This window comes from Leucobacter luti (assembly GCF_019464495.1).
In the GTDB taxonomy this organism is placed as follows: Bacteria; Actinomycetota; Actinomycetes; order Actinomycetales; family Microbacteriaceae; genus Leucobacter; species Leucobacter luti_A.
Map to the genome: position 1 here is coordinate 2,564,646 of NZ_CP080492.1, position 25,083 is coordinate 2,589,728.

A 25,083-nucleotide genomic window follows, 5' to 3' on the forward strand; every position below is an offset into this window, starting at 1 on the left:
TGGGGCGGGAATCGGTGATCGGGGGCTGGGCGGGGGAACGGGGACCTGGGCACCGGGAGTAGGAGACCGGGGGTGGGGAACGAGGCGCTGGATACCGGGAGCAGGTGGCCGGGGTGGGGAACGGGGAGCTGGATACCGGGAGCAGGTGGCCGGGGACCGGGCGCGGGCTAGTTGCGGCTGTTCCGGATGAGGACCGCCGTGCCGACTCCAAGCAGCAGGACGCCGAGACCGATGATGGTCGCTGTGATCCAGGCTGCGGTGTCGAGCGAACCACCGCCGAAGGCGCGCTGCGCGACGTAGCCGCAGAACGCGAGGATCAACGCCCCCAGACGATCGGGCCGGTGCGCGGGATGGGCTTCCTGCGCTGCCCATTCTGGGGCCGCCCGCTCTGCTGCGACGCAGGCTGCGCGGCGGCGTGCGGGTGAGGCTGGGCTCCGGTCGCCGTCGCGCCGATGCCAGCAGGCGCGTGCGGCGCAGATACCTGCGGCACAGTCGCTTGCGGCGCAGATACCTGCGGCACAGACACTCCGGGCAAGGCGGCCTCCGGCACAGTCACCTCCGGCAAGGGCGCGTGCGGCCCAGCAGCAGTTGCGTGCGGCTCGGCTACAGTTGCGTGCGGCCCAGCTACAGTCGCTTGCGGCCCAGCAGTAGTCGCCTGCGGATCAAACGTCGGCCGCGCAGGCGTTTCCACCGGAGCTGCCTGAACAGCCGGAGCTGCCTGCGCAGCAGGCGCTACCTGTCCCACCGGCGTTGCCTGCACAGCCGGAGCTGCCTGAAGAGCTGAAGCTGCTTGCTCGACCGGCGTTGCCTGCACCGAAGGCGCCTGGACCGTGGCAACTCCGTCCAAGGAATCCTTGGTCACCGGTCCCGATGCATTGGGGATTGCTGCTTCGGCCGGCGGCTGCGCGGCAGGCGCCGTTTCGCTCGGCTTGATGGCAGAGTCGGACGGCTCCGGCGTGGTGGGGTGGGTGGTCATCGTGCGTCCTCCAGCTCGTGCAGTTCCTCATTCAGCGCATCGCGCTCGCGTTCGAGCTGCGTCGTTTCTCGCGGGCTCAGCCCGGGCTCTTCGAGCTTCCAGTCCAGCGTACGGAGTTCGTCTTCGACTCGGGAGATCTCGGCTGAGTTCTGTTCGGAGTCACGGTTGGAAAGCTGTAGACCGTCGGTCGTGCTGGTGCGCTCGCTCGACCTGCTGGCCACATCGACCACTCCAGCGCCCAGGTATACCGTGACGCGGGTAGCCGATCGCTCCGCACGCGTACCGCCGTGCTCGGGCATGTTGACCGCAATGGTGCGTGCGAGCAACGGGCCGCCGGAGCGCTGCTCATCATTGCCGTTCTCGTTGATCTGCCCGGCGAGCACGCGGAGATCGACAATCGCGGGCGCGTGCTCGGGGAGCACAAGGTCAGTAGTGCCCCCTATCTGCCAGAACACGAGGTCGGTGTTCCCGGCTGGATCCGCATCGAGCGAGCGCAAATCGAGTTCGCTGGTCCCTGCGAGGAGTACCGCTCCCGGCACCGACCCACCGGTCACTTCCATCGTGCCGAATGGCTGGAAGCGCGTGCCCCACGGGAGCACCACCGTGATGAGGAGCGCAATGACCCCGCAGAACGAGAGGAAGCCGACCCAGCCCGTGTTTTTCCCACGCACCCCGGCGACGATGAGGGATATCGCGAGCACCACGAGCGCCGCGACGATGCCGGCGACGAGTGCGGCGGGTACTGTTCCCTGGATGAGTTCCGCGGGGAACGCATCGAGCGTCCAGAGCGCGGTGAGGCCGCCAGCGAGCAGCGCGAGTGCGAGGGTGAGGATCGTTTGCCCTGCGCCGAGCTTCGTCGCGTCATGGTGCTGCGCGTAGCGAGCGCTCCATTCATCTGCTTGTTTTCCAACGTCGGCGCTCCACTGCGTGGCTTTTTCTCCTGCACGCTGACTCCACTCGCTAGCCTTCTGGCTCCAGTCGTCGGTCTTCTGGCTCCAGTCGTCAGTTTGCCAGCCTCCTCGGGGGGTGAACGTCTCGCCGCGATCGGAAGCCGATGCGGAGGCGGACGCGGGGGCCGCTGCGCTGGATGGAGTTGCGCCTGAAGGCTCTGTTGGATGAGGGGCGGTGAACTGTGCCGCAAATGACGTAGCGCTCGCAGCGCTCGCGGCACCTGCGGCCCCCGCGCTGCTCGCGGCTTCCGCAGCACCCGCGCTACTTGCAGCACCCGCGCTGCTCGCAGCCCCCGCAGCGCTCGGCGCACCAGTGGGCACCCCGGTCGCACCCTGGCTCGGGCCGGAGTGCGGTGCGGGACCAGCTCCGGGGTCAGCCGGCGAATTCTGCGCGCGCCCGCGGTTCAGCAGAACTCGGCGCACCCAGATGAAGCCGAATACGAGGATCGCGATCCACACGAGCCAGGCGATCGTGGCGCTCAACCAGGCCGGAGCTCCGAACGCTCCGAATGCGCCCCAGCCTGCGAACGCGAACGGTGCGGCCACGCCGCCGGTGAAGATTGAGACGAACGCCGGAATCGCGACCAGTGTCACCAGAATGACAGCGGCGGTCACGATCCCGGCGTGTGCTCGCCCCCGGAAGATCTCCTCCCCGTGGATCTTGCCTGCGGCATCGGGGAGTAGCAGCCACCCGGTCAGATAGAGCAGGATGCCGGGGCCGCCGAGCAGAGCGAGGACCACGAATACGCCGCGCACAATCAGCGGATCGATCCCCGCCTTCGCCGCGATTCCGCCGGCCACACCGGCAAACCAGCGGTCGCCGCCGCGCACAATGCCGAGGCCGCGCAGCCACGAGAAGAACGCGTTGCTGGGGGGAGGCGTGCTCTGGGGATCAGAGTCGTATGTGTTCGTCATGTCTTCGATTCTGACCCAGTCGAATCGTTGCTGCTATCGGGGTTCACCCTGACCGGACCCTGATCCTGCCCGGCTGAGACCCCGATCTCGGCCTCGAACTGCTTGGATAGACCCATGACCCGCCCCCCTCTGGTTCGCGCGAGCGACGACAGCATGATTGCTGGCGTGTGCGCTGGACTTGCCTCGCACCTGGGGCTCCCGGTCAACGCTGTGCGAATCGGGACGCTGGTGCTGACGCTGCTCGGGGGCGCAGGTGCGCTGCTGTATCTCTGGCTCTGGGCACTCGTGCCGCGTGCGGGCGAGACGGAGGGCGTGGTGCCGTTGCGCCGGGCGCTGACACGGCCGGCAGACGGCACGCTTCCGGCCAATGATCCCCGCACGGCGCAGACACCCCGCACGACGCAGACACCCCGCACGGCGCAGACACCCCGCACGACGCAGACGCCCCTCACACGACCGAATAGTCAGGCGCGGGTTCGGGTGGGACCGCCGGATCCTGATCGGCTTCACGAGGCCTCCCAGCCTCCCAGCCGGGCCGAGTCCAGTGCTCAGGAGCAGGGCAGCGCGCCCCGGCGCCGGTCACGCTGGCCAATCGCAGAGTTGTTGCTCGGTGCGTGCCTGCTCGTGGCTGGGATGGGTTTTGTGCTTGTGCGCCTGGGCGTGCAGATCCAATTGGAACTGATTTTGCCAGCTATGGCCGTGCTCGTGGGGGTCGGGCTCACCTGGTGGCAGATCGCGGATCGGGACCGCCCGGACCGCAATCAGGTGCCGCGTGTGCTGGGCGCGCTCGCACTCGTGGCTGCTGGGGTTTTGATGTTCTTCGTGACCGCGCGCGAGCCCAACGCGTGGACCGTCGTTGCCGCCGCTGGCGCGGTGCTCGCCGGGGTCGCGCTGGCGATCGCGCCGTGGCTACTGCGGCTGAACCGGGAACTGATGGCGGAGCGCGCCGCTCGTGCGCGTGAGGCAGAGCGTTCCGATATCGCGGCGCACCTCCATGATTCCGTGCTGCAGACACTCGCCCTGATCCAGCAGCGATCGGAACCCGGCAGCGAAGTGGCGCGGATCGCGCGCGGACAGGAGCGAGAGCTGCGCGACTGGCTGTTCCGCGCAGCCGACGGGGCCCCGGCACCGCACCGCGAGGCAGCGGGCGAGGAACTGCGGGCACACGCTGCCGCGCTTGAGACGGATCACGCGGTGCGCTTCGAAGTCGTTGAAGTGGGATCGAGCGGTGTCGCGCCTGAAGCCATTGTTGCTGCGGCGCGCGAGGCGATGCTGAACGCTGCGCGGCACGCTGGCGGGGACGTCACGGTGTACGTGGAGGCGACGGGGGAGCGGATCTCAATCGATGTCACGGATCGTGGTCCTGGGCTGGACCCCGAGGATCTCCCGCCGGGCCGGATGGGCGTGCGAGAATCGATCCTCGGTCGGATGGAGCGGGCCGGCGGAACTGCGAAGATTGTTGCGGGCCCGGGTGGTGGCGCTTCGGTCCGGTTGGGGATCTCGCGTGAATCAACGACGGATGAGTCGGGAACGCAGTCTGTTCCCGCCAGTGAGGGGACGACCGATGGCTGAGACAATTCCGGGCACGGCAGGATCGACTTCGCCGATCCGCGTCGTTATCGTGGATGACCACCAGATTTTCCGCACCGGACTCCGGGCGGAATTGGGCCCTGAGCTTGATGTTGTTGGCGAAGCCGCGACCGTTGACGAAGCAGTCGCGGTGATCGGTGATCTCGTCCCGCAGGTGGTGCTGCTTGACGTCCATCTGCCTGGCGGCGCTGGTGGCGGCGGGGCTGAGGTGTTGCAGCGGATCAGTGCGGTGCCCGCGACCAGGGAGACACGCGTGCTCGCGTTGAGCGTGTCAGATGCTGCAGACGACGTCGTTAGCGTGATCAGAGCGGGTGCCCGCGGGTATCTCACGAAGACGGCTTCGGGAGCGGAGGTGACTGCGGCCGTGGTTCGTGTGCAGAGCGGAGACGCAGTGTTCTCGCCGCGTTTGGCAGGCTTCGTGCTCGATGCGTTTGGCGCTGGGGGTGGCGAGACGGCGGCCGGTGATGACGAGCTGGATCGGCTTTCGGCTCGTGAGCAGGAAGTGATGCGGATGATTGCTCGAGGCTACGCCTACAAAGAGGTCGCGGCTGAGCTGTTTCTGTCGGTGAAGACTGTGGAGACGCACGTGTCAAAGGTGCTGCGCAAGCTGCAGCTTTCCAATCGTCACGAGCTCACCGCCTGGGCGCTGTCGCGCCGCCTGCTCTAGATCGCGTTCGCCTGCCGCGCCGATCAGAGTGCTTTCCGACTCGTGCGAGTCGAGTTCACGCAGGAAATCTGAGGTCGCGCAGGAAGAGATCCGGGCTTTCGACCTGCGCGAGCTCGAATCTCCTGCGTGACGCAGCGCCAGAGGACGCCCGGGAACCCAAACGCAGCTCGGAGCACTAGTCCCAGCCGGGAAGCCAGAGGTGCGCCTGCCAGAACCAGTCGGCCACTGGCATTCCGGACCAGGTCGGGAAGAAGAACAGCGCGAGCGCGAACGCGAATGCGAGAAACAGAATGACCGCCGCGCGTGGACCGCGCAGCTCACTGGCAGTCACTGAGCGGAGCCCGAGCTCGGTACCGATCTCGCGGAGCCCGCCAGCACGCCAGATCACGCCGACCACGAGCGCGAGCGCAAGCGCGGAGAACGGTGTGAGCACGACGGCATAGAACTGGAAGACTGCCGGTCGCGTGACCGTCGCGACCCAGGGGAGCCAGCCTGACAGGTATCCCACCAGCACAAAGGTGCTCGTGGCCGCGAGTGAGATTTGCAAGGCGGGAACGGCGGGAACGGTGGGAACGGCGGGAGCGGTGAGAGCGGCAGGAACCCGTACCGGGATCGGTTGTGTGTGCTTGGCGGCAGCGAGGATCCTGTGCTGGTGCCGCACCCGTGCCGCGCGCACTGCGAACAAGACCAGGACGATCAGTGCGAGCACGCCACCCCAGGTGATGAGCGGATTGGGCAGCGGTGTGACGGCTGACACACACTCCTGCCAGGGGCACCCTTCGCTCCAACGCTGCTCGTACATTGCGGTCGGGCGAAGTGCGAGCGGCCAGGTGAGCGGGTTGGCCTGGTACGGATGCGGTGCGCTCAGCGTGCCGTGCCAGCCGAGCATGTCCCGGTGATACTGCAGGAGCGCTGTGGGCCATGCCACGCCCGGGGTGCGGCCCCAGCCACCGGGGCTCAGGATCCAGCCGGCCCAGCTTGCGACGTACACGACGAAGGTGACGGGCAGTGTGAGCAATGCGGTGACCCCGGCCTGCCCGACCGCGCGAATAACGGGCTGTGGCGTGCGGGAGCGCAGCCGCGTCATGAGATCACGGATGGTGATGAACACGAGGAAGGCGGCGAGTGGGTACAGTCCTGACCACTTCACTGCAGTAGCTGCCCCGAACGCCACGGCAGCTGCGATGAGCCAGGGGCGGGCCCACACGACGGGAAGGGGACGGTTGGAATCGCGGCCGTCGGTCATTCGCCGCGCGACCGCGAGTTGATCCTGCCACACGAAGAGTGCGCCGAGTGTGACGCACATGGTCAGGATGCCGTCGAGCAGGCCGACCCGGCTGAGCACCACGTTCACCCCGTCGATCGCGAGCGCGAACCCTGCGACACATGCCACGAGCATGCTGCGTGACATCAGCCAAGCGAGACGCATGACGATGCCGACGGTGAGAACGCCGGCGAGGGCTGAGGCACTGCGCCAACCCCATCCGCTCTCGGGCCCAAACACCAGGATGCCGAGCCCGATCACCCACTTGCCAAGTGGCGGATGCACGGCATTCGTGGGGTCAGCCGTGAACGCCGTGGCGCGATCTCCCGCCATCGACGGATCGGTGTCCGGCCAAATCGTGGGGAAGCCGTGTGCAAGCTGGCTGATTGCGTCGCGCACGTAGTAGAGCTCATCAAACACCAGCGTGTCGGGCCGGCCCAGCGCCCAAAATCGCAGCACGAAGGCGATCCAGAACACCAGGATTGGTCCCACCCATCTCAGCCACGTGCGCATGTGCCAAGCCTAGGCGTTCCACTGCGAGCGAGAGGGCTACGATAGTGGGGTGATGACACGGCTCAGTAACTACTTCCTGAAGACCCTCCGTGAGGATCCCTCGGACGCCGAGGTCGCCAGCCACCGCCTGTTGGTGCGTGCCGGCTACATTCGGCGCCAGTCGCCGGGCGTGTTCGGCTGGATGCCGCTCGGCCTGCGCGTCAAGGGCAAGCTCGAAGAGATTATCCGCGAGGAGATGGCGACCGCGGGAGCGCACGAAGTGCACTTCCCCGCGCTGCTCCCACGCGAGCCATATGAGGCGACCGGTCGATGGGACGAGTACGGCGAGACGATGTTCCGGCTGCAGGATCGCCACGGTGCTGATCACCTGCTCGCGCCGACGCACGAGGAAGCCTTTACCCTGATGGTGAAGGACATTGTGACGTCCTACAAAGACCTGCCGTTGCAGCTGTTCCAGATCCAGGACAAGTACCGCGATGAGGCGCGTCCCCGCGCCGGTCTGCTCCGTGGACGCGAGTTCACCATGAAGGATGCGTACTCCTTCGACGTCACCGATGAGGGCCTCGCCGCGGCGTACCAGAAGCAGCGCGACGCCTACGAGCGGATCTTCACGCGCCTCGGGCTCGACTATGTCATTGTGTCGGCGGACGCCGGCGCCATGGGGGGATCCCGCAGCGAAGAGTTCCTGCTCCCAACGCCGATTGGTGAGGACACTTTCGTGCGTTCCGCGGGAGGCTACGCCGCCAACGTTGAGGCGTATGTCACACCTGTTCCGGATCCGGTCCCCTTCGACGGCGCTCCTGCTGCGGCGGTATTTGACTCGCCGAACACCCCGACGATCGAGACGCTTGTGGCACACGCGAACGCGGTGCTGCCCCGCACTGACGGACGTGCGTGGGAGGCCGCTGACACCCTGAAGAATGTCGTTCTCGCGGTGACGCCGATCGGTGGAGAGCGTGAGCTCGTCGTCGTCGGTATGCCTGGCGACCGCGACGCTGATATGAAGCGTGCCGAGGTGGTCTTCGGCGGTGCAGACATCGAACCGGCGACTCCTGCCGATTTCGCGAAGCACCCGGGTCTTGTGCGCGGGTACATTGGGCCAGTGCTCGGAACCGAGGCCGTGCTCGGCTCCGAGGGCACGACGGGTGTGCGCTACCTGCTGGATCCTCGCGTGGTGTCTGGCACCTCGTGGATCACCGGGGCGAACATTGAAGAGAAGCATGTCGCCTACCTCGTCGCTGGGCGAGACTTCTCCGCTGACGGCGTCGCCGATATTGCGTCCGTGCGCGACGGAGATCCCGCACCAGACGGATCGGGCCCGATCGAGACCGCGCGCGGTATGGAGATCGGCCACGTGTTCCAGCTCGGCCGCAAGTACGCCGAGGCGCTGGGCCTCAAAGTGCTCGACGAGAACGGCAAGCTCGTCACCGTCACGATGGGCTCCTACGGCATCGGTGTTACGCGCATCATGGCGATCCTCGCCGAGTTGCATCACGACGATCGTGGGCTGATTTGGCCAGCTGCCATCGCTCCGTTTGACGCGCATTTGGTGGCGACCGGCAAGGATCCTGCCGTCTATGAGGTCGCAGAGTCACTCGCAGCCGAGCTTGAGGCGGCGGGGGCTGACGTGCTCTTTGATGATCGTCCCAAGGTCTCACCGGGTGTGAAGTTCGGCGATGCCGAGCTGCTGGGCGTGCCACGCATCGTGGTTGTGGGTCGCGACGCCGCTGAGGGATTCGCAGAGGTGTGGGATCGCGCAGCCGGCACGAAGGATCGGATCGCGATCGCAGAGATCCCTGCGCTCTTCGGCAGCTAGCAGGGAATTCGCGCGCCACACGGGGCGGGATCAGCACGCGGTATACGCGTCTGTCCCGCCCCGTGTGCTGTGCGCAGCGGGTGCGATGGTCAAGCTTCTGGGGAATTGCCCGAGAGAAATGCCGCTGTGAGTATGCGAATTCAGCCCAGGCTAAGCATATGCAGTTTCGAGGATGTGAATCTGTCAGAGTGACATTCAGTAGCTTCTTCCGGCGTAGTCCAGGAGCTGCCGCACCCAAGAACAGTAGCCTTGCAACTGACGAAGGAGTCATCATGACCGAGAAGCACGAGAACACCGCCAAACCGACACCGGCGTTTGTTGGGGCCTCCTGGGTTGCCCTGCTGCTGGGAATGGCGGCGTACCTGATCGGGCTCTTCAACGCGGGGATGGAGCTCAACGAAAAGGGCTACTACTTCGCACTGCTGATGTTCGGGCTGTTCGCGGCGGTGTCATTGCAAAAAACGGTTCGGGATCGCGGCGATGGCCTCCCCGTCACCAACCTCTACTACGGCATCGCATGGTTCGCACTTGTCATCGCGCTGTCGATGCTGGCAATCGGACTCTGGAATGCCGGCAGTCTGACGCTCAGCGAGAAAGGCTTTTACGGCATCAGTTTTGCGATGAGTCTCTTTGCGTCCGTCGCGGTGCAAAAGAACGTGCGTGACCTCGCTATGTTCAAGGCCGAGGAGGACGCCGATGAGAACGTCGCCGACTCCGATCCGGGTCGGAGCTACCTCCCCGGCGCCTGAGAAATCCGTCCCGGAAATGCATTCGTACACAAAATGGGAATCGGGTTCACCCAGGCCCGAAGTTCGGTTACGCTTTTTCCGAGGGCGAATCAATCGATGCGCTTCATAGGGCCGCCGGTTCTGGCGTGGCCAACAGAGACCAGAAGGAGCCGACCGTGGCAAATATTAATGTTTCCTACGCCGAAATCGAGCAGGCAGCGACGCAGCTTGGCACCGGGCGCGACGAGATCACCGAGAAGCTGCGCTTGCTGCAGTCGCAGATCAACAACCTCGTCGCCTCTGGATTCGTGACGGACCAGGCGTCGGGCAAGTTCAATGCCGCGTACAACGACTACACGGTGAGCGCCAACACGGTGGTGCAGAAGCTCACCGAGATCCAGAGCTTCCTGACGCAGACCGCGACTGCCATGCGCGACATGGACTCCCAGCTCGCTGCCAAGATCAACTAGCGTTTTCGCGCTGGTGCTCTGCTCTGAGGCCAGTGTCTTCTGCTGCGCGCGATGCCGTCATCGGTATCGCGCGCAGTTGTGAATAATTGCTTCTCGAGAGGAATTCCTCATGGGTGACCGGTTGCATCTGCCGGACAGTGAGCTGACTGCTGCCGGGGCATCGCTAGGCACGGCCGCGCAAGAGATGTCGGCTGGAAGCAGCGGGCGACCCTCCGGGAGCTGGGATAGCCTCAGCGGGATCGGCGGCGCCGTGGATGAGTATCTCCGCGGAGTCGCGCTCGCTCGCGACGCACTCGCCGACGCTGCGAAGACCGCCGCGAACACGGTCAGCGGTCTGATGTCGGATAGCGCAGAGCTTGACGCATATCTCGCCCAGACGGTCTACTCCGGCTACGCCGTGTCGAAGGGGACGAAATGACCTGGGTCCCCAGCAGCGCTGCCGAGGCAGGCGTGCTCTCTACCCCTTCCCCGATCAAGGGGAACGTCGACGAAATCAATCGAGCCGCCAGTTACGCGCAAAAGGCTGCTGATGATTCGTTCGGGTATCGCTCGTATGTCCAGGGCGCAGAGCGGAATCTCGCGAGCGGTCAGGGTGACGTGCTCACGCGTCTACAGGGGAAGCTCACAGACACGCTGGTCCCGGGAGTCAACCTTCTCGATGAGAGCGTCGTTGCCGCCAAGAAGGGCTTTGACAGCTACGCCTCCGAGGTTGAGCGGATCCACAAGGACGCCCGCAAAGTCATCTCCGATATTGACGACGACTTGAGCACGATTCGGACTCAGGCTGGCACGATCGCGGAAATTGCGCAGACGATTCGCGCGGGAGTGCCGGGCTCCTGGAACACACCGCCTCCGGGAACAATGCCGGAGCCGCGACTGGGCTCGAATGCGTCGGTGCTTGACTCCGATGAGCAGGAACTGCGTCGCAGGATGTTGACCTCGCAGTATTCGATGCAGTGGTTGTCTGCGGCCATGCGTTGGAAGAATGCGTGCGACGACATCGACACCGCGAAGACGCGGTGGAGCACTCTCGTGAGCGAACGCCGCGACGCGGAGCAGCGGCTGCTCGGTGCGCTGGGAGACACATATCTGGGGCGCCTGCTCGCGGCAGGCGAGACCAGCCAGTGGTCTGCGAAACAGATGATCACGATGGGGCTCTCTGGGGAGCTGCGCGGGGAGAGCGGAATCGCCGATGGGACTGCGAATCCGGCAGTAGAAGACCTGCTCGCGCGAACTGATCTCTCGGGTGAAGAGCTGACGGAGGCCTGGAACGCACTTGGGCTCAGCAAGAGTGATGTGGCAGCGCTTCCGGTTGCCACGCTCGCGCAGCTCGCAAGCCGCAACGGGTTGCCAGCGTGGGCGCAAGATGTCGCCTCAACTGAATTGCTGCACTACTCGCTGATCGCTCCAAACGAGGCGTATCCGCTCTTCGGTTTCGGTACTTCTGGCCCAAGCGTCCAAGAGTTTCGGACGCAGATCGGTCAGCTCTATGGTGCGTGGCAGGACGCGAAGTCTGCCGCGCGCTTGATGGGTGGAGAGCCAATAGTGCAGTTGCTCGCACTCGGGAGTCATGACGGCGCGATGACAGCCGCCATCTCTCACGGTGACCTCGACACCGCGAGTCACGTCGGCGTCAATGTGTCAGGCATGCTGTCAAACGTTGGAGACATCGGACATGACGCCAAGGGTGCGCGCTCGCTCTATAACGAGGCGTACGCAGAGGACTGGACCCAAACCTATGCTGCGGTGACCTGGATTGGCTACAAGTCGCCGGACTTCGGCAACGTCAACTTCATGGGCCGTGCAGACGCCGGGGGGCCGAGGCTCGCGGCGTTCATTGACGGTATCTACGAGAGTCGGGCGGGCAATCACACACCCGTGTCCAACTTCACCGTGTTCGCGCACTCCTATGGCTCGACCACTGCCGCCGTCGCACTGACCGACGTCAAACACCCCATCAACTCTTTTGTGACTTACGGCTCAGCGGGTCTCTCAGCGGACACCCCGATCAGCGGGCTCAAAACTGACAAGGTGTTTTCGACCCATGCCGCCGGTGACCAGACCGCAGGCTTCGGGCAGCTCTGGTCGCATCCGGTCGTGCCGACGGAGCAGCCGTTCTATTCTCTGTTGGCTCCAGAGGGTGCCCCGGAACTCAAAGTCTTTTCCGCCGAGGGCGGCGACGGGTACACCCGGGTCACCGCACACGATATGTTCACGGAAGATGATTCCCCTAGCGGCCTGAACTGGGGCGGCAAGGTCGGGTATCTCACAACCGGTACGAGATCTGCGGAAGACATGGGCAAAATTTGGGCGAATGGTGGGCTCTGATGGTGCTGAAGAGGAATCACCTCGGCCGAGCTGCGGCGACCGCGTTTCTTGGCGTGATGCTAGCAATAGGCGCGACGGCTTGTGCCGGAAGTGGAGAAGGAGACGTGCAAATGGCCCGGACGGTTGACGCTGGTGGATTGACTCAGGACGAGGCCGGCGCTCTCTCGATTGAGGAGCAGTTCGATCTGGTGCGAGAGCGCGACGCCCGGATGCAGGAGCTCCTCACTGAGGCGCAGCTGGTAATCAGTGATGGCGTGTGGATTTGGGGACAGAAGGGCGCGGGCCCGATTGCTGGCCCGAATGCCTGGGCGCTGCCCGGCATGGAGCTCGAGAACAGCTACTTTTTGCAGATGTGGAGAGGGACTCAACCTGCCGGCGCGACGGGTGCGAAGCAGGATCTCGACCCGATGCTTGACTATTTCAAGGAACAGGGGTGGGAGACCACCGTGCGCGAATCGAGCGGCCCAAACTTTGAAGCGGTTGCGGATACCGGCGAAGGCTTCCTCGTGAGCTGGAAAGTAAAGGCCAACGGCTTGTACAACATGGAAGTAATGAGCCAGTCCTACTGGGGCGATTCACGGACGCTGCTGCACGAAATTGTTGACCGCATTCCGCCCGAGGAAACGGCCATCAATGAGTCTCTTCCGGGGGTGTATATCAGGTTCCCTGACTGGTCTGATCCCGTCGACTATGCCCCGAACCTGCAGGATCACGGCGAGTGATGCGTCGCCTGCCAGATTCGTTCTGCACTGATTGCTGCGTCGAGCGCGTGCGCGCTGAGACTCAGCTGCTTGGACACTGATCTGGTGCTTGGCATCAAGGCGGCCGCTCGGATCGTAGCGACAGTGCTGCTGGGCACACTGGTGGCGACGGGCGCCGTTTCGTGCGCCCCAGGCGGACTCGGAAGCGGCGGAGCTTCTCGGAACGCTGATGCCGGTGGATTAACTCAGCACGAAGCAGGCGCGCTCTCGCTTAAGGAGCAGTTTGATCTGGTGCGGGAGCGGGACGCCCGGATGCAAGACCTACTCACCGAGGCGCAGCTGGTGATCAGTGATGGCGTGTGGATATGGGGGCAGAAGGGCGGGGCCCCGGTACTGGGCCCGAACGCCTGGGCGCTGCCCGGCATGGAGCTCGAGAACAGCTACTTTTTGCAGATGTGGAGAGGAACTCGGCCCGCGGGCGCTACCGGAGCCAAGCAGGATCTCGAACCGATGCTTGACTATTTCAAGGCGCAGGGGTGGGAGACCACCGTGCGCGAATCGAGCGGACCAAACTTCGAAGCGGTTGCGGATACCGGCGAAGGCTTCTTCGTGAGCTGGAAAGTGAAGGCCAACGGCATTTACAACATGGAAGTGATGAGCCAGTCCTACTGGGGCGACTCACGGACGCTTCTGAAGGAAATCTCCAGTCGGGTTCCTGAGTCTGAATACGACAAGGAAGAGTCAGCTCCGGGCGAGTATCTACCGTTCCCTGACTGGTCCGATCCGATCGTGTACACCCCAAACCTCCAGGATCACGGCGAGTGATGCGGCGCCTGCCAGATTCGCTTTGCGCCGATTGGGGCGCACGAAACTCTCGCCCGCAGTCCCCGGGCGGATGCGACCACCATGGCATTTCCTGCTGGCCTGCACCTCAGCTTCTCTGACTGCTCCGATCTGCTCGACTACACTCCAAACCTGCAGGATCACATTTCCTGAAGTCTCCGTATCTGTGAGGACCCGCGCGTATGAAACTGAAGCTCACACTGGTTGTCCCGCAAGGCGGACACCAGGACGTCACGCTGTCCTGCGATGTGACGGCAACAGTCGGGGACGCGGCGCGCGCGCTTATTCGCGCGGGGGCAGGCAGCGATCCGCGCCTCGTCGCACCGGCACGCACCCGACTGCTGCCGTTGACGCTGCGCGGCCGTGCGGGCGACTCAGGGGCAATGACCTTGCTGGACCCGCAGTCCCCGATCGCGTCTTCAGGGCTGCAATCGGGGTGGATCGTCGAGGCAGTTCCCGAGTTTGGCAATCGCCCCGACGAGCGCCGGATGATCGAAATCGCCGGCTACGTCGAAGTGTTGAGTGGGATCCATGCGGGCACCAGCTACAGCCTGATCGCCGGCACGAACACGATCGGCCGTGAGCAGAGCAGCCGAGTGCACCTGAGCGATACGAGTGTGTCGCGCAGGCATGCGGTGGCGGAGATCACCCCAGGGAAACCAGGGATCGTCCTCCGCGATCTCGGTTCCGCAAACGGGATCGTGGTGGGAGATTCCAATTCGGGAGCCTCACTCGCCGAGTTGCGTATTGATCGGCCCAGCGAGATTACGCTGGGAACTGTCACACTGCGGATTACTCCTGGCCCGCCGCAGGCGACGCCTGAGGTCCTGTCGCATCGTGTCATGCACACGCGGGCACCGCGCCTCGCTCCCGTGTTCCCAGCGTCAGCGCGTGAACTCCCAGCGCCCCCGCAGCCAGCGACTCCGAACCGGATCCCGATGCTTGCGATGCTCGCCCCGATGATGATGGGCGGCGTGATGTTCGCCATCACACAGTCACCGATGAGCCTCATGATGGTGGCGTTCTCGCCGCTCATGATGATTGGATCCTGGGTGGACGGCAAGCTCGGTGGGAAACGCAAGCAGCAGCGGGATCTCGCTCGATTCGTTGAGTCGCTCGCCGCTGATCGGGATGAACTCGGCGAGCTGCGGTCACAAGAAATTGAGGTGCGCGCATCGGAGACCCCCGCGATCGCTGAGATTGCCGATGCTGTGCAGCGTCGCAGCGGTCTGTTGTGGACGAGGCGGCCAGAGCACCGATCTTTCCTTGAGGTCCGGTTCGGAGACGGTGTGCTCCCGAGCCGCACAGAGATCACTCTGCCGGCCCGCGGGGACACCGAGCGACAGCAGTGGGATGAACTGCAGCGCGTGCGATCAGAGTTCGCGGAGGTCGCGCCGGTGCCGCTTCTTGAGCGTTTTGACCGGTGCGGATCCCTCGGCGTGGTCGGCGAGCGAATGTGGGCTGAGAGCATGGCACGCTCGCTTGTGATCCAGCTGGTGGGGCTGCATTCCCCGTCAGAGCTCGCGCTGGCCTGCTTCGCCTCCGAAGACCACGCGGAAGAGTGGGAGTGGCTGAAATGGCTGCCCCACGTTGACGCCGTGACGAGTCCAGTCCCTGCCTGGCAGCTCGCTGACGACGTCTCGAGCTCCACCAAGCTCATCACCGCGCTGGAGGGACTCCTAGAAACGCGCCGCGCCGCCGCTGCGCGGCGGACCGTGCGCTCGCACCTCGACGCCGATACCCGAAATGATGACGCGCACGGCGTTGCCGTTGATGATCTGCCGACGATCCCCGCCGTCGTTGTGCTCGTGCTCGATCCCGGTTTGGTCGATCCCTCGCGCCTGATCTCCCTCGCAGAGGACGGCCCCGACTGCGGGATTCACCTCATCTGGGTCTCCGATCAGATCGACGGTCTGCCTGCGGCGTGCCGCACGTTCGTTGAGCTGGGGAGTGCGGCCGGCCGCGTGAGCTTTGTCCGATCCGGCAGTGAAGTCCAACTGCAGCGGCTCGAACCCGTTGCGTCCGTTCAGGCCCGCGAGCTCGCCAGACGGCTCTCCCCGGTCGAGGACACGAGCGCGCGCGTGCTTGACGAGAGCGACCTGCCTCGGGCCGTGCAATTGCGTGATCTGCACGGGACCGACCTGTTGGGCGGGGCGCAGCCCATCGTGCAAACCTGGATCGAATCCGGCAGCCTGACCTCGCACTGGGTGGCAGGTGCGGAGCGCGAGCCGATTTCACTCGCAGCTGTTGTTGGACAAAGCCCTGATGGCCCCGCGTCGATCGACCTCAGAGTCCACGGCCCGCACGCGCTTGTCGGTGGCACCACTGGCGCTGGCAAGTCGGAGTTCTTGCAGAGCTGGATTATGAGTATGGCGGCCCAGACCAGCCCGGATCGTCTCACGTTCCTGCTGGTGGACTACAAGGGCGGTGCAGCCTTCGCAGAGTGTGTTGATCTGCCGCACACTGTCGGCCTCGTCACTGACCTCAGCCCGCACTTGGTGCGTCGAGCACTCACCTCCTTGCGCGCCGAGCTGCACTATCGCGAAGAACTGCTTGCCGCCCACGGGGCGAAGGACTTGATGACGATGGAGCGCCGCTCGGATGCCGCGGCTCCGCCCGTGCTCGTCATCGTGATCGATGAGTTCGCCGCGCTTGCCGGTGATGTGCCGGAGTTTGTGGACGGGGTGATCGACGTGGCCCAGCGCGGCCGCTCGCTCGGTCTGCACCTCGTGATGGCGACTCAGCGGCCCGCTGGCGTGATCACCGATAACCTGCGCGCGAACACGAACCTCCGGGTCGCGCTGCGCATGGCAGACGAATCTGACAGCTCCGACGTACTCGGAGTGAAGGATGCCGCGTTCTTTGCGGCGGAGACGCCCGGCCGCGGCGCCTTCAAGATTGGACCCGGTCGGATCGGCCACTTCCAGACCGGCTACATCGGCGGCAGGGCCTCGAACACTGATGCTGCGACGCCGATCGAGGTGCGACCGCTTGGGTTCCTCGAGGGGGAAGCATGGGACATCCCCGCTGAGCCCCGCCCGGCTCAGCGTCAGCGGGCGCGCCCGCCGCGTGACATTGAGCTGCTCCGCGACGGCATCGTCGAAGCTGCCCGGACTGCTCGCGTTGCGACCCCCGTCGGCCCTGGCTTGATGCACTTCCTGATTCGCTTGACTTCGGTACACTCTCGGCGCGCGCTGCAGGGACAGCTGCCGAGCGCGGGGATGCCGCGCTGATCGGGCTGCGCGACGAGCCGGAGAGTCAGGCTCAGCGCCCGGTAGCCATCGACCTCGAAGAGTCAGGCAACGTGGCGTTCATCGGAGCGAGCGGTACGGGCAAGACGAGCGCTCTGATGTCACTCGCCGCCGCCTTGAGCGCACAGGCCAGCACGGCACCGGTGCACATTTACGCCATTGATGCGGCAGGCGGGGCGCTCGACACGATCGACGAGCTCCCCACCGTCGGCGCGGTCGCGCCGCTGGCGAACACCGAGCTTATGGAGCGCGTGCTGCGGCATCTGCTGGCGTGTATCGCTGAGCGTGGCGTGCGCTTCGCAGCCGCGCGTGCTGCGGGGCTGCGCGCGTTTCGGCGCACCTCCGAGGGGGCGCAGGAACCGAGAGTGGTGCTCCTGCTCGACGGATTTGCTGCGTTCCGCCAGGCGACGGAGACGATCGGCGGAGCCAACTCACCGTTGCAAATGCTGGGCGAGATCATGTCTGCCGGGCGCTCCGTTGGTGTGCACGTGGTGCTCAGCAGCGACCGTCCAGGCGCAATCCCCGCTGGCATGTCTGCCGCGGTGCAGCAGCAGTATGTGTTCCGTCTCGCCAGCCCGCACGACTACGGGCAGCTGGGAGTGAATTCCGACACTCTCGAGAGCGCGCCTCCCGGTCGCGTAGTGCTCGCGGGCGCTGATGCCGAGATCCAGCTCGCTCAACTCAGTGGCGAGAGCGGATTGTCTGCGCAGGCCGAACGCATCGAAGAGCTCGCTGCCGAACTGCGCGCCTCCGGCGTCCAGCCCGCCGTCGTGGTGCGCAACGCCCCAGAGACCGTTCCGCTCGCGGAGCTGCCCGTGGAAGTCGGTGGGCGTCCGGTGTACGGCATCGCTACTGCAAGCTTCGATCCGGTGGGGCTTCCCGTCCGCGGGCTTGGCGTCATCGCGGGCCCCCAGGATCGGGAATCTCGACCGCTGCACGGAGTTGCGTACAGGGCTTGACCCGGTGGGCAGCCGCGCAGGGCGAGCACATCGATCGTGTGCTGCTCACATTTACGGCCGAGGGCCTCGCTGACTCGGGTGAGTGGGACGAAATCGCGGTGGGGGAAGAAGCAGTGCGGGAGCGCGCTCGCGCGCTCGTCCTCGCGCTCGGTGGGAAGCCTGCGCCTGGCAGCGGTGTGAGCGGAGGCATAATCGGAGGCATGATCGGCGCCCCGATTGGTGGCCCGATCGGTGGCGCACAGGCGGCGCAGGAGTCCGCTTCGGAGGTCGCGCCGGTGTTCCCAGCACCCGGACGACGGGGCGTGATCGTGGTCGAGCGCCCGGCCGATGCCGAGGGCACTGCGGCGCTGCCCGAGCTGATCGCGCTCGCCAAGGCCGCGCGTCGCTCCGGGGTCCTGGTGCTGTTCGAGTTTGAACAGGGGACGGGCAGCGCGATCTGGGACCTCTTCACCGCCTTGAAGCAGCCCACCTGGGGGTTGGCGCTGCAGCCGGACGACTCAGAAGGCCAGTCGCCGTTCCGGGAATCCTTCGGCCGTGTGAAGCGGGCGGATTTCCCGCCAGGACGTGGCTTCGCGGTTGCTGGAGGCCGGGTGACACCTGTGCACGTTGCGCTGCACAGCTGAGCATGGGATCGACTCGACCGCGTTCGGCGCGTGGGTATGGCATCCCTCAGGGCGCTGGAGTACGCTGGTCACTTCTCCGCGCCCTCGGGCGTGACATCTAAATAGACAGTTCAATAGAAGGAGGCACGATGAAAATCGAGCTGGTAACGCTGCGACAGATCGAACGCGAGAAGGAAATTCCGTTCGACGAACTCGTTGAGATTATTGAACAGGCCATCCAGTCTGCGTACCTGCGTCACGCGGAAAACAACAAGCTCCCGGTGCCCCGTGAATCTGAGGTGCGGGTGACGCTGGATCGCAAGTCCGGCGAGATCTCCGTGCTCGTGCCTGAACTCGATGACGAGGGTCAGGTGATTGGTGAGGCATACATCACGACCGATGAATTCGGCCGCGTCGCTTCGAGCGCGGCGAAGCAGGTCATCAACCAGCGCTTGCGCGACCTGACTGACGATGCAGTGCTGGGCAACTTCAAGGATCGCGAGGGCCAGGTCGTCTCCGGTGTTGTGCAGCAGGGGCCAAACCCGCGCATGGTGCATGTTGATCTGGGCGAACTTGAGGCGATCCTGCCTCCTGAGGAGCAGGTGCCGGGCGAAAAGTACCCCCACGGGATGCGAATCCGCGTGTACGTGACGAGCGTGTCAAAGGGAACGAAGGGCCCGCAGGTCGTGGTGTCTCGCACCCACCCGGGTCTCGTGCGCAAGCTGTTCGAACGGGAAGTTCCCGAGCTCGCTGAAGGGCTCGTCGAGATCGTCTCTCTGGCTCGTGAAGCGGGTCACCGGTCAAAGGTTGCCGTGCGAGCAAAGCAGGCCGGCATCAATGCCAAGGGCACGTGCATCGGCGAGATGGGCAGCCGCGTGCGTGCCGTAATGGGCGAGCTCGGCGAAGAGAAGATCGACATCGTCGACTACTCACCTGAGCTGCCGAAGTTCGTTGCGAACGCGCTGTCGCCGGCAAAGGTCACCGATGTATTTATGCTGAACGAGTCGCTGAAGCAGGTCCGTGCTCTGGTCCCTGATTTCCAGCTGTCGCTCGCGATTGGAAAAGAGGGCCAGAACGCTCGCCTCGCTGCGAAGCTGACGGGCGCGAAAATCGATATCCAGCCCGATTCGATCATGAACGACTAGTCCTTTCCGGATCCATGTTCGCTCTGGCGTGCTCAAAGCCGGGTCCCGGTGGGGCTCCGCACGCTTGATCTCGGCGGACGTGAAGTGGTCCGGTGCGCGCAGGTGACTCGCCGGAATCGATCATGACGGACTCCGCATGTTCGGGCTGGTCGTCTGGCCAGCGTTCAGCCTTGCAGTACTGCCGCGGCAGTGCTGCAAGGCTGAGCGCGTTTTCGGGGGAGGCGTGTGCCTCCTGTCTCCAGTTCCTGGGTGCGTCCTGGCACGGGTGAAGTGCGCACACCGCACCATGTTGCGCAGTGCCGCGCTGCGCGGTGATGCTACCGTGGGGCGCAACCCCACCGACATCCCACCGAACCCGCACCCGCGAATGCCGTCGCCTCTCCTGACGGCGCCACTTCCTCAGGACAGACCCGCACACCGTGAAGATACTGGTAATCGAAGACGACGACCGCGTCGCTGCTGCCCTGTGCGCATTCCTGCGGAAGTCCGGCTTTGATACTCTGCGCGCGGCAGACGGCGCGGCTGGCCTCGCGTGCTTGGACGCCGAAGTCGACGTGGTGTTGCTCGATCTGGGCCTTCCGGACGTTGACGGAATCGATCTGTGCCGCCGGATCCGTGCCCGCACCGGTGTGCCAATTCTGATCGCGACTGCGCGCACCGATGTGCAGGATCGTATCCAGGGTCTCCGCGCGGGCGCTGACGACTTCCTCGTGAAACCCTACGACGTGCGCGAGCTCGTGGCGCGCATTGAAGCGGTCACGCGACGCGTCCGCGCGATGCCGCAGGAGGGTGACCACGCCGCGCCCATTGTGGTGTGCGGCGTCACCATCGACCTGGTCGCGCGCCAGGTCTCGACAGCAGCTGGCCCTATCGACCTCACGCCCAAAGAGTTCGACATTGTCGCCGTGCTCGCCCGTTACCCCGGAGTCGTGGTCCCGAGAGACCGCATCATTTTCGAGGTTTGGAATACCGAGTGGCATGCGTTTCAGCGCTCGCTCGAAGTGCATGTCGGTTCGATCCGGCGGAAAACTGGCCGCTCCGAACTGATCGAGACGATCCGCGGGGTCGGGTACAAGTTGCCGGTGACCTAGCCCATGCGCAGACGGTTGGTCATCGTGTTCCTGATCCCCCTGCTTGGCGTGTTGGTGCTGCTCGGAGGCGGGTATGCCTGGAGTTCTGCGCAGAGCGTGCAGCAGACCTTCTTCGCAGAGAACGCCGGAGATCTCAGCTATTTCGTGACGAGCGCACGGCAGGCACTGAGCACGGGCAATTCCCTCGTGCTGGAGTCTGAAGTCGTGCGCTACGAAGAACTGTATGGCGCGCGGATCACGGTGGTGGACCGCACCGGGATTCCCTGGGAACTCAACGGTCGCGAGAGCCGGCTCGATGAAGAAACGCTCGCGCAGGTGAGTCTCGCGCTCTCCGGCCGACGCGGCGAGACCCCGCAGGCGGTGCTGCCCTGGTCAGCGGAAGAGATGACTCTGGTCGAGCCCGTCTTCACGGATGGCGACGTGATCGGAGCGGTGGTGTTGACGCAGTCGATGGCGGCGCCTCGCGGTGAGATCGTGCGGCACTGGGGCTGGCTCGCGGTGATCGCCGTTCTGGGCACCGGCGCTGGCGTGCTCGTGGTGCTGCGGCTTGCGCGGTGGGTGCTCCGTCCCGTGCAGCGCGTGGATGAGGCGATGGCCGCGATCGAGCACGGCGACATGGACGCCCGGATCGATGACGCAACCGGTCCGCCCGAACTGCAACGGATGATCGTGGTGTTCAACAACATGGCCGCCGAGATCGAGCGGGTGCTGGCGCGGCAGCAGGAGTTCACGCTCAATGCATCGCACGAACTGCGCAACCCGCTGAACGCACTGCTCATGCGAGTTGAGATGCTGGCCACCGGGCTGCCTGAGTCTTGGGACGAGGACATCGAAGCGACCCGAGAAGAGGGGCGGCGGCTCGTCCGTATCCTCGACACCCTGCTGAGCCTCTCGAAGTCCGGCCACGGGGATCCCACGGTGCGCGCGGTTGACGTGAGCGAACTGGTGGCGAAGCGCGGGGAAGCCTGGCGCGAGGTTGCGGCCCGCTCAGGGGTGCGGATCCTGGTGCACGGTGAATCGGGGATCGTGTGCGCTACCGACGCGTTCGTCGTTGAGAGCGCGCTCGACGCGATCCTGGACAACGCCGTCAAGTTCTCTCCCACGGGGGGCCTCGTCGAGCTTGCCGCTGAACACACCGATGAGAGCGTGTGCATCGTGGTGCGGGACCACGGGCCAGGAGTGCCAGCGGCCGAGCTGGAATCGATGACGGATCGGTTCTGGCGCAGTTCCGGCACGCAGAACGTGCCGGGGTCCGGGCTGGGCCTCGCAATCGCTACTGACCTCCTCGCATCGATCGACGGCGGGCTGGAGATCGAGGAAGCCAGCGGAGGGGGCCTGCGAGTGATCCTCCGGGTGCACAGAGAGGCGGAGCTATGAGGCGGAGCCGGATTGTTTCACGCGGGATCGCCACGGCGGTGCTCGGGATCATTGCCGCGGTTGCGCTCTCAGCGTGCTCGGCGGGAGGCGGTGCGCAGCAGCGGCAGCAGTACGTCATTGCGAGCGGGGTAACCGGCGGAATTTACGCCGGGTACGGCAGCGAGCTCGCCAAAGTGCTGAGCCGTGAGCTGGGCGCACATATCGAAGCGGTGAGCACCGAGGGGTCCTTGGAAAACCTGCGGTTGGTCGGCTCGGGGGAGGCGCTCTTCGGATTCGCGCAGAGCGACACTGCAGCTGACGCAGTTGCGGGCACTGGCCCATTCGCCGAGCCGCTCCCCATCGTGGCGGCCGCCCGGCTTTACGAGGAATACGTCCATGTGGTGGTGCGCGCCGACTCTGATGTCGCTGAGCTGGGTGATCTAGCGGGTCACAACATCTCACTCGGTGCTCCGAACTCGGGCGTCGCTGCGGCATCAGCGCGCATCTTGGATGAGGCCGACGTGGATGTCGCCACGATCACGAATCCCAAACTCGGTCTCGACGACTCGCTTGCTGCCCTCCGAGATGGAACGATCGAGGGGTTCTTCTGGGTGGGCGGGCTTCCGACGCCTGGCCTGCAGGCCTTCTCGCAAGAGGTGCCGATTCGGCTGGTGTCAATTGAGCATCAGTTCGTGGATCAGTTGAACGATCGTTACGGTGGGGTCTACCGCGTTGCTGAATTTCCGGCCGGGCTGTATGGGCGCGACGAGGTGAGCGTCACGATGACCGTGCCGAACTATCTCATTGTGTCCGCAGACGCCCCTGATGACGTGGTCGCCGATGCGCTCGCCGCAGTCTTTCGCACGCGGGCTGAGATTGCGGCATCGGTGCCAACGGCTGCCCTGCTCGATCGGCGTCTCGCGATCTTCACGGCTCCGCTTGAGCTGCATCCGGGGGCCGCGGCGTACTACCGGAACACGAAACGCTAGTGCGGCGTCTGCTGGCTCTTGGCGAAACCTCAAGAAACCCTCAAGTGAGGTGAAGTCGCGCACTGACGCGACATAGCGTGTGCTGCATCCACCGATTCAATGGAGAATGTAGATGAATGCATCGGCACTAGGCACGCCTGCCTCACCCACGGGTGACACCACCGCTATTCGTGTGCAGCACGATGAGACGGACCCGTTGGTCGTGATCTCGGAAGTGAACAAGCACTACGGCGATCTGCACGTCCTGAACAACATCAACACGACGGTGGGTCGGGGCGAAGTGGTTGTCGTCCTTGGCCCGTCCGGATCGGGCAAATCAACGCTCTGTCGCGCGATCAACCGTCTCGAGACGATCGATTCAGGCACGATCACGATCGACGGCACACCGCTGCCGGAGGAGGGTAAACAGCTTGCCCGGCTCCGCGCCGACGTCGGCATGGTGTTTCAGTCATTCAACCTCTTCGCGCACAAGACGATCCTCGAGAACGTCACACTCGGCCCGATCAAGGTGTCGGGCATGACGAAGAAAGACGCTGAAGAGCACGCAATGGCCCTGCTCGAGCGGGTCGGGATCGCAAACCAGGCGAAGAAACTGCCGTCGCAGCTTTCGGGTGGCCAGCAGCAGCGCGCTGCAATCGCTCGCTCGCTCGCGATGCGGCCCAAGCTGATCTTGCTTGATGAGCCGACTTCGGCGCTTGATCCGGAGATGATCAATGAGGTGCTCGACACCATGATCGGCCTCGCGAACGATGGCATGACGATGGTTGCCGTCACCCACGAGATGGGATTTGCGCGCCGCGCGGCGGACCGAATTCTCTTCATGGCCGATGGTCAGATCGTTGAGGAAGCCACTCCCGAGCAGTTCTTCACGGATCCGAAGACCTCGCGCGCACAGGACTTCTTGTCCAAGATCATCGGTCACTGACTCACTCACCATCCCACGCTGGCCGACGGTGTCGTCGGCCGAATTGAAAGATAGGACATCATGCGAATCACCAAGTATGCAGCAGTACTCGCAGCAGCAGGCGCCCTCGTGTTGGCCGGCTGCTCCGGTGGCGGCGACCTGGGTGGCGGCTCAGGAGAAGCCCCTGCAGTCAAGGAGGACGCGTCATTCCCCGCTGGCAGCACGATGGAGAAGCTGAACAAGGCTGGCAAGATCACCGTCGGAACGAAGTACGACCAGCCGCTCTTCGGTCTTCGCGGACTCGACGGGGACCCGGAGGGCTTCGACGTTGAAATTGCGAAGATCATTGCGGGCGAACTCGGCATCTCAGAAGACAACATCGAGTGGATTGAGGCGGTATCTGCCAACCGTGAGCCCTTCATTGAGAAGGGTGAGGTCGACATCGTTGTAGCGACGTACACGATCAATGACACACGCAAGGAAGTTGTCTCCTTCGGCGGCCCTTACTACATCGCGGGCCAGGATCTGCTCGTGCTTGACGGGAACCCCGAGGGCATCACGAGCATCGACGATGTGAAGGGCAAGAAGGTCTGCTCGGTGACGGGATCGACCTCTGCACAGAACCTGAAGGATGCCGGTGTCGAGGTCCTGGAGACCGACACCTACTCCAACTGCCTCTCGCCGCTGCGCCAGGGCGAGGTCGTTGCGGCGTCAACTGACAACGTCATTCTTGCGGGCTTGGTGGATCAGAACCCAGGCGAATTCGAGCTCGTGGAAAAGCCATTCACTGAGGAACCGTACGGTGTTGGCCTCGCGAAAGACGACGACGAGTTCCGCGGGTTCATCAACGATACGCTCGAGGATTCGTTCACGGATGGACGCTGGGTGCAGGCATGGGAGAGCACCGCTGGCAAGGTCCTTTCGACCCCCGAGCCCCCGGCTATCGACCGCTACTGAGCACCGCTGTGCCACCGATCGAGTCAGCAATGCTGACTCGATCGGTGGCCCCAGCCTGAAACACTCCT

At 64.7% G+C, this 25,083-nt stretch carries 22 protein-coding genes; 18 read left to right on the forward strand and 4 right to left on the reverse strand.

Annotated features, from left to right (window positions below; translation table 11 throughout):
• Positions 1 to 167: 167 nt before the first annotated feature.
• The 3 genes from K1X41_RS11460 to K1X41_RS11470 are packed head-to-tail and all read right to left on the reverse strand — an operon-like array spanning position 168 to position 2,841.
• Positions 168 to 320, reverse strand: coding sequence for a hypothetical protein (locus K1X41_RS11460; protein ID WP_220174667.1), 153 nt, complete (start codon positions 318 to 320; stop codon positions 168 to 170).
• Complete coding sequence (locus K1X41_RS11465) at positions 317 to 976, reverse strand: hypothetical protein (RefSeq protein ID WP_220174668.1); 660 nt, start codon at positions 974 to 976, stop codon at positions 317 to 319. The genes K1X41_RS11460 and K1X41_RS11465 overlap by 4 nt, the downstream gene beginning before the upstream one ends.
• Positions 973 to 2,841 carry a PspC domain-containing protein gene (locus tag K1X41_RS11470; RefSeq protein ID WP_220174669.1) on the reverse strand — a complete coding sequence of 623 codons (1,869 nt, stop codon included), beginning with the start codon at positions 2,839 to 2,841 and terminating at the stop codon, positions 973 to 975. Before K1X41_RS11470 ends, K1X41_RS11465 begins: the two co-directional genes overlap by 4 nt.
• A gap of 114 nt (positions 2,842 to 2,955) precedes the next feature.
• Here K1X41_RS11470 and K1X41_RS11475 point away from each other — a divergent pair, with 114 nt between their 5' ends.
• Together K1X41_RS11475 and K1X41_RS11480 are read left to right on the forward strand one after the other, a co-directional pair.
• Entirely contained in the window at positions 2,956 to 4,413 is a 1,458-nt protein-coding gene (locus K1X41_RS11475) for an ATP-binding protein (protein WP_220174670.1), read from the forward strand.
• Positions 4,406 to 5,098, forward strand: a complete 693-nt coding sequence (locus tag K1X41_RS11480) for a LuxR C-terminal-related transcriptional regulator (RefSeq protein WP_220174671.1) — start codon at positions 4,406 to 4,408, stop codon at positions 5,096 to 5,098. The genes K1X41_RS11475 and K1X41_RS11480 overlap by 8 nt, the downstream gene beginning before the upstream one ends.
• Before the next feature lie 175 nt (positions 5,099 to 5,273).
• Here the strand turns inward: K1X41_RS11480 and K1X41_RS11485 are convergent, their stop codons facing one another.
• Entirely contained in the window at positions 5,274 to 6,875 is a 1,602-nt protein-coding gene (locus K1X41_RS11485) for a dolichyl-phosphate-mannose--protein mannosyltransferase (protein WP_258566523.1), read from the reverse strand.
• 49 nt (positions 6,876 to 6,924) lie between these two features.
• Between K1X41_RS11485 and K1X41_RS11490 the strand changes: the two genes are divergently transcribed.
• The 16 genes from K1X41_RS11490 to K1X41_RS11555 all read left to right on the forward strand — a co-directional run bounded on the left by K1X41_RS11490 (position 6,925) and on the right by K1X41_RS11555 (position 25,015).
• Entirely contained in the window at positions 6,925 to 8,691 is a 1,767-nt protein-coding gene (locus tag K1X41_RS11490) for a proline--tRNA ligase (RefSeq protein ID WP_220174672.1), read from the forward strand.
• A 272-nt stretch (positions 8,692 to 8,963) separates the two neighbouring features.
• Entirely contained in the window at positions 8,964 to 9,440 is a 477-nt protein-coding gene (yiaA, locus tag K1X41_RS11495) for an inner membrane protein YiaA (RefSeq protein WP_133615486.1), read from the forward strand.
• 155 nt (positions 9,441 to 9,595) lie between these two features.
• Positions 9,596 to 9,889, forward strand: coding sequence for a WXG100 family type VII secretion target (locus K1X41_RS11500; RefSeq protein WP_132201588.1), 294 nt, complete (start codon positions 9,596 to 9,598; stop codon positions 9,887 to 9,889).
• A gap of 109 nt (positions 9,890 to 9,998) precedes the next feature.
• The gene (locus tag K1X41_RS11505; protein WP_132201590.1) at positions 9,999 to 10,307 is read left to right on the forward strand and encodes a hypothetical protein; all 309 of its coding nucleotides are present in this window, start codon (positions 9,999 to 10,001) and stop codon (positions 10,305 to 10,307) included.
• Positions 10,304 to 12,217 (forward strand): alpha/beta hydrolase, encoded by a 1,914-nt coding sequence (locus K1X41_RS11510; protein ID WP_133615487.1) that lies wholly within the window; start codon positions 10,304 to 10,306, stop codon positions 12,215 to 12,217. The genes K1X41_RS11505 and K1X41_RS11510 overlap by 4 nt, the downstream gene beginning before the upstream one ends.
• 110 nt (positions 12,218 to 12,327) lie before the next feature.
• On the forward strand, positions 12,328 to 12,939 hold the full coding sequence (locus K1X41_RS11515; protein WP_220174673.1) for a hypothetical protein: 612 nt from the start codon (positions 12,328 to 12,330) through the stop codon (positions 12,937 to 12,939).
• A 69-nt stretch (positions 12,940 to 13,008) separates the two neighbouring features.
• Positions 13,009 to 13,743, forward strand: coding sequence for a hypothetical protein (locus tag K1X41_RS11520; protein WP_220174674.1), 735 nt, complete (start codon positions 13,009 to 13,011; stop codon positions 13,741 to 13,743).
• Positions 13,744 to 13,943: 200 nt separating this feature from the next.
• On the forward strand, positions 13,944 to 16,994 hold the full coding sequence (locus K1X41_RS11525; protein WP_258566524.1) for an FtsK/SpoIIIE domain-containing protein: 3,051 nt from the start codon (positions 13,944 to 13,946) through the stop codon (positions 16,992 to 16,994).
• Positions 16,995 to 17,065: 71 nt separating this feature from the next.
• Positions 17,066 to 17,971 carry an FtsK/SpoIIIE domain-containing protein gene (locus tag K1X41_RS15785; RefSeq protein ID WP_258566525.1) on the forward strand — a complete coding sequence of 302 codons (906 nt, stop codon included), beginning with the start codon at positions 17,066 to 17,068 and terminating at the stop codon, positions 17,969 to 17,971.
• Positions 17,968 to 18,594 carry a hypothetical protein gene (locus K1X41_RS15790; RefSeq protein ID WP_258566526.1) on the forward strand — a complete coding sequence of 209 codons (627 nt, stop codon included), beginning with the start codon at positions 17,968 to 17,970 and terminating at the stop codon, positions 18,592 to 18,594. Before K1X41_RS15785 ends, K1X41_RS15790 begins: the two co-directional genes overlap by 4 nt.
• A gap of 128 nt (positions 18,595 to 18,722) precedes the next feature.
• A complete protein-coding gene (gene nusA / locus K1X41_RS11530; protein WP_132201600.1) occupies positions 18,723 to 19,718 on the forward strand; it encodes a transcription termination factor NusA in 996 nt (331 codons plus the stop codon).
• 419 nt (positions 19,719 to 20,137) lie between these two features.
• On the forward strand, positions 20,138 to 20,809 hold the full coding sequence (locus tag K1X41_RS11535; RefSeq protein ID WP_132201602.1) for a response regulator transcription factor: 672 nt from the start codon (positions 20,138 to 20,140) through the stop codon (positions 20,807 to 20,809).
• Between the two features lie 3 nt (positions 20,810 to 20,812).
• Complete coding sequence (locus tag K1X41_RS11540; protein WP_220174675.1) at positions 20,813 to 22,186, forward strand: sensor histidine kinase; 1,374 nt, start codon at positions 20,813 to 20,815, stop codon at positions 22,184 to 22,186.
• Positions 22,183 to 23,154 carry a TAXI family TRAP transporter solute-binding subunit gene (locus K1X41_RS11545; RefSeq protein WP_220174676.1) on the forward strand — a complete coding sequence of 324 codons (972 nt, stop codon included), beginning with the start codon at positions 22,183 to 22,185 and terminating at the stop codon, positions 23,152 to 23,154. Before K1X41_RS11540 ends, K1X41_RS11545 begins: the two co-directional genes overlap by 4 nt.
• Before the next feature lie 112 nt (positions 23,155 to 23,266).
• Positions 23,267 to 24,079, forward strand: a complete 813-nt coding sequence (locus K1X41_RS11550; RefSeq protein WP_132201608.1) for an amino acid ABC transporter ATP-binding protein — start codon at positions 23,267 to 23,269, stop codon at positions 24,077 to 24,079.
• A gap of 60 nt (positions 24,080 to 24,139) precedes the next feature.
• The gene (locus tag K1X41_RS11555) at positions 24,140 to 25,015 is read left to right on the forward strand and encodes a glutamate ABC transporter substrate-binding protein (protein WP_132201610.1); all 876 of its coding nucleotides are present in this window, start codon (positions 24,140 to 24,142) and stop codon (positions 25,013 to 25,015) included.
• The last annotated feature ends 68 nt before the right edge of the window (positions 25,016 to 25,083 follow it).

Excerpts from the sequence above, each read along its gene's own strand:
- K1X41_RS11465 (WP_220174668.1), bottom strand. The coding sequence starts at position 976 with ATGACCACCCACCCCACCACGCCGGAGCCGTCCGACTCTGCCATCAAG.
- K1X41_RS11470 (WP_220174669.1), bottom strand. The coding sequence starts at position 2,841 with ATGACGAACACATACGACTCTGATCCCCAGAGCACGCCTCCCCCCAGC.
- K1X41_RS11475 (WP_220174670.1), top strand. The coding sequence starts at position 2,956 with ATGACCCGCCCCCCTCTGGTTCGCGCGAGCGACGACAGCATGATTGCT.
- K1X41_RS11480 (WP_220174671.1), top strand. The coding sequence starts at position 4,406 with ATGGCTGAGACAATTCCGGGCACGGCAGGATCGACTTCGCCGATCCGC.
- K1X41_RS11485 (WP_258566523.1), bottom strand. The coding sequence starts at position 6,875 with ATGCGCACGTGGCTGAGATGGGTGGGACCAATCCTGGTGTTCTGGATC.
- yiaA (WP_133615486.1), top strand. The coding sequence starts at position 8,964 with ATGACCGAGAAGCACGAGAACACCGCCAAACCGACACCGGCGTTTGTT.
- K1X41_RS11505 (WP_132201590.1), top strand. The coding sequence starts at position 9,999 with ATGGGTGACCGGTTGCATCTGCCGGACAGTGAGCTGACTGCTGCCGGG.
- K1X41_RS11510 (WP_133615487.1), top strand. The coding sequence starts at position 10,304 with ATGACCTGGGTCCCCAGCAGCGCTGCCGAGGCAGGCGTGCTCTCTACC.
- K1X41_RS11515 (WP_220174673.1), top strand. The coding sequence starts at position 12,328 with ATGGCCCGGACGGTTGACGCTGGTGGATTGACTCAGGACGAGGCCGGC.
- K1X41_RS11525 (WP_258566524.1), top strand. The coding sequence starts at position 13,944 with ATGAAACTGAAGCTCACACTGGTTGTCCCGCAAGGCGGACACCAGGAC.
- nusA (WP_132201600.1), top strand. The coding sequence starts at position 18,723 with ATGAAAATCGAGCTGGTAACGCTGCGACAGATCGAACGCGAGAAGGAA.
- K1X41_RS11540 (WP_220174675.1), top strand. The coding sequence starts at position 20,813 with ATGCGCAGACGGTTGGTCATCGTGTTCCTGATCCCCCTGCTTGGCGTG.
- K1X41_RS11545 (WP_220174676.1), top strand. The coding sequence starts at position 22,183 with ATGAGGCGGAGCCGGATTGTTTCACGCGGGATCGCCACGGCGGTGCTC.
- K1X41_RS11550 (WP_132201608.1), top strand. The coding sequence starts at position 23,267 with ATGAATGCATCGGCACTAGGCACGCCTGCCTCACCCACGGGTGACACC.
- K1X41_RS11555 (WP_132201610.1), top strand. The coding sequence starts at position 24,140 with ATGCGAATCACCAAGTATGCAGCAGTACTCGCAGCAGCAGGCGCCCTC.